The organism is Streptomyces flavofungini (assembly GCF_041028215.1).
In the GTDB taxonomy this organism is placed as follows: domain Bacteria; phylum Actinomycetota; class Actinomycetes; order Streptomycetales; family Streptomycetaceae; genus Streptomyces; species Streptomyces flavofungini_B.
The window spans coordinates 1-3,306 of the sequence record NZ_JASKYR010000906.1 but is presented as its reverse complement, the minus strand read 5'-3'; the positions used below and the strand labels follow the sequence as shown (position 1 = coordinate 3,306).

Below are 3,306 nucleotides of genomic sequence, written 5' to 3'. Positions count from 1 at the left end.
GTGTGCGGGACATCTCCGGCCCCGCCGGGGCTGGCGCCCTCACCGGGGGAATCGCGGTAGCCCCTGGCACCGGAGTACCCACCCTCGGCCGCATCCGCATCCACATCCGCACCCGCACCCGCACCCGCACTGCCACTGCCACCGCCACTGGCACCGGAGCCACGCCCGGCCCCGCGCCCCCGCTCGACCAACTGCCCTACGAGCGCCACCAGTTCACTGGGCTCGAAGGGCTTGGCGAGGAAGGCGTCGACGCCTACTTGGAGCCCGTTCTCCACCTCGTACTGCGTGCAGGCGCTGATGATGACGAGGGGCAGATGCCGTGTCCGCGGATCGGCACGCAGCAGGGCGGCGGTCCGCAGCCCGTCGAGCCGGGGCATGACGACGTCGAGGGTGACCAGATCGGGCTGGACGTCCTGTACGACGTCGAGGCACTCGGCACCATCGGCCGCGGTCACGACCTCGAAGCCCTCCAGTTCGAGGTTGACCCTGATCAGTTGCCGAATGACCTTGTTGTCGTCCACCACAAGCACTCGGCCGGGCATGCCTGGCACAACTCGAGAGTAGGTCCGCCACGGCCACGGCGTCCCGGTTTTCCCTACTTCCGCCCCGTGCGGAACATCTCCGCCCCTCTCCGCGGGGCCGCGCCGACCCCGGAAATACCTGTTCACGAGACCCCCCGCAGAGCTGGTAGTGTTCACCTCGTCGCCGCGCAAGCGGACGGACACGCCCCCGTAGCTCAGGGGATAGAGCAACGGCCTCCGGAGCCGTGTGCGCAGGTTCGAATCCTGCCGGGGGCACTCCGGATTGAGGCGCTGAACAGCGGAAACGCAGTTCAGCGCCTTTCTTGTGGGATCTTGCGCCTGTGCCGCTGCGTCTCGGCCGCCGCCACCGCGCCGCCCTGATTGAGCCGCAGCGCGGTCAGCAGGGACCGCACCACGGCCGGATCCGTCAGATCAGCCAGCGGACGTGCGGCTACCGCCACCCAGCGCAGGTCCAACCAGACGTCAGTCGGCATCTGGCACGGCTCCGGACATGGGGCGACGAGCGCCCAGCCCCGCATCGCCCGGGTGATAGCGCACAACGCATCTTGGTCTCGTCCCGGCCATTCGCCGCGATCAGCGGCCAGCGGCCACCTCATCTCCATGCACTCCAGAGCAAAGGCGTACTGGCTGACCCCCGCCGCATGGCCCGGCAGCAACTAAGGCATACGGCCCGCGCCAGTTCCACCAAGCCCCGGCAGCGCCGAGACGGCATGCGCGTCGGTCTCGGTGACGTAGCCGCCGTCAGGACCACCGTGGACATGTGCGCCGGACTGGACGACCGATTCGGCGGCGACCACGCGCGGCGGTCGGCCATTCAGTACCTCAGCGCCGAAGTGGCGCCGCTCCTGCGCGGTCGGTATTCCGAGCAGGTTGGCCGCGCCCTGGTCGCCACCGTGGCGGAGGCAACGCTCCTGGCCGGTTGGATGTCCTACGACGCCTGCCGTCACGGTCTGGCGCAGCGGTACTTTCTCCAGGCGCTCCGGCTGGCCCAGGACGCCGACGACCGGCGGCTCGCTGACAGCATCCTGTCCGCCATGAGCCATCAGGCGACGTTCACCGGTCGCTGCGCGCAGGGCGCGACGCTGGCCCGTGCCGCGCTCATGGGCATCTCTCCGGTGGCCACGCCGACACTATGGGCCCAGTTCCACGCCCTAGAGGCACGCGCCCTTGCCCGAACCGGTGACGTACGCGCCTGTGAAGCCGCCCTGCACGCCGCTAAGAGAACGCTGGAGAGCCGGAACAGCGACGACGAGCCGGAGTGGATCACCTACTTCGACGAAACCGAACTCGCCGCCGAGGCCGCCCACTGCTTCCGCGATGTGAACAGCGCCCGCCGAGCCGCCGCGCACGCCTCCCGGAGAACGGACGCCCGTGAACTCCGTCCCGCCGCCACCCATCGGTTCCTCAGGGACTGCCGGAGCCGTGTGCGCAGGTTCGTACCGCTGTCGCTCCAGAGATGGACGCCGATCCTTCGGGGAAGCCGTCGCCTCACTTGTCCGGGAAGGCGCCCAGGGCGGCGCGTACCGCCGCCAGTAGTTGGGTGTTGTCCGCTCCGAGGGAGCGGGCCGTGGTGACGAAGGTCTGGGCGGCCCGGATCAGTTGCGGGTCGGGGGTGGGTGTGTGGCCCGGGGATACGCGGGTTCCCGCGCCGCGGCGGCTGTGGACCAGGTTGGCGGATTCCAGTTCGCGGTAGGCGCGGGCCACCGTGCCCGTCGCCAGGCCCAGGTCCGCGGCGAGTTGGCGCACGGGCGGCAGTCGGTCGTTCTCGGCGAGGTGGCCGCCGGCGATGAGGTCGGCGATCTGGGTGCGCACCTGCTCGTACGGGGGTACGGGGCTGGTGGTGTCCACCTGCACGCTCAGGGCCTTCACGCCGCCGCCTCGTTCGGCGCGGACAGGCTCGTCAGGCGGACGAGGAGGTAGATCAGCCCGGCCGCCGCTCCGGCCATCGTCACGTACACGAGGGGGCTGAACGCCGCCACGTCCTGGTTGGCGCACGGGGCCGATGACAGCGCGTCCACGTAGATGCCCGCGATCGCGGCCGACGCGAGGAGGGATGACGCCACGAGGCTTCCCCAGACCAGGGTCACCGCCTCGGCAGAGGCCCTACGCAGGGTGTGGTCCGCCGCGTCCGGTGACGGACCACCGGGGAACGCGGGCCGGGTCACGATCCTCCGGATGAGAAGGAGACACACGCCCGCGCCGCCGACGACACAGACGGTCGCGCCCGTGGCCGCCGCCCATACGCTCCGGCCCGGGATCAGGTGCTCCCCGCCACCCGAGCAAGCGGTGTGGATGAAGCCGTCAGCGCCGGTCATGCCCCGGGTCCCGGTGAGCGCGGCTGCGAGGAGCGCCGCCAGGGCCAGTGCGAGTCCGCCCAGCAGAGGGGCGTATCTGCGGGGCAGGTAGTCCCGCATGCGCCGTGGCTTCAGCACGGCCGCGCGCACGGCGCCCCGCGGGCGGGGAACGCGCAGTTCACCGATCAGGACGCCCGAGAGGACGCAGACGCAGAAGGCCGCCCCCGCCTGCCACGTGCTCATCGTGAACATCAGGAAGCCTGCGGCCACCAAGCCCGCCGCCAGGCCCCCTGTCCGCCATCTCGCCGCGTCTCGGTAGTGCCGCCCGGGTGTACCGGTGACTTGGGCTTCCCCTCCGCGCCTCGGACGCAGGAGTACCAGCAGGCCGACCGCGAACGGTGCGGCGAGGAGAACATTGAAAGGCAGGCCCACGAGGACTCCCATAACCGGGTAACTTGTATCAGCTACTT

At 70.6% G+C, this 3,306-nt stretch carries 4 protein-coding genes, 1 tRNA gene and 1 pseudogene; 2 read left to right on the top strand and 4 right to left on the bottom strand.

All coding sequences use genetic code 11. From position 1 onward, the window contains the following. Positions 1 to 542, bottom strand: a 542-nt coding sequence (locus AB8Z36_RS36345) for a response regulator (RefSeq protein WP_440582094.1), incomplete at its 3' end; no start/stop codon positions are given. Between the two features lie 183 nt (positions 543 to 725). Between AB8Z36_RS36345 and AB8Z36_RS36340 the strand changes: the two genes are divergently transcribed. Beyond that, positions 726 to 797 (top strand) — tRNA-Arg (locus AB8Z36_RS36340). A gap of 35 nt (positions 798 to 832) precedes the next feature. Here the strand turns inward: AB8Z36_RS36340 and AB8Z36_RS36335 are convergent. Next, positions 833 to 1,015, bottom strand: coding sequence for a hypothetical protein (locus AB8Z36_RS36335; protein WP_369217658.1), 183 nt, complete (start codon positions 1,013 to 1,015; stop codon positions 833 to 835). A 225-nt stretch (positions 1,016 to 1,240) separates the two neighbouring features. Between AB8Z36_RS36335 and AB8Z36_RS36330 the strand changes: the two are divergent. After that, positions 1,241 to 1,924, top strand: a pseudogene (locus tag AB8Z36_RS36330) (hypothetical protein); the annotation flags it as partial. A gap of 106 nt (positions 1,925 to 2,030) precedes the next feature. Here AB8Z36_RS36330 and AB8Z36_RS36325 read toward each other — a convergent pair. Beyond that, positions 2,031 to 2,411, bottom strand: coding sequence for a GntR family transcriptional regulator (locus AB8Z36_RS36325; protein WP_369217657.1), 381 nt, complete (start codon positions 2,409 to 2,411; stop codon positions 2,031 to 2,033). Next, positions 2,408 to 3,079 (bottom strand): hypothetical protein, encoded by a 672-nt coding sequence (locus AB8Z36_RS36320; RefSeq protein ID WP_369217656.1) that lies wholly within the window; start codon positions 3,077 to 3,079, stop codon positions 2,408 to 2,410. Before AB8Z36_RS36320 ends, AB8Z36_RS36325 begins: the two co-directional genes overlap by 4 nt. Between the last annotated feature and the right edge of the window lie 227 nt (positions 3,080 to 3,306).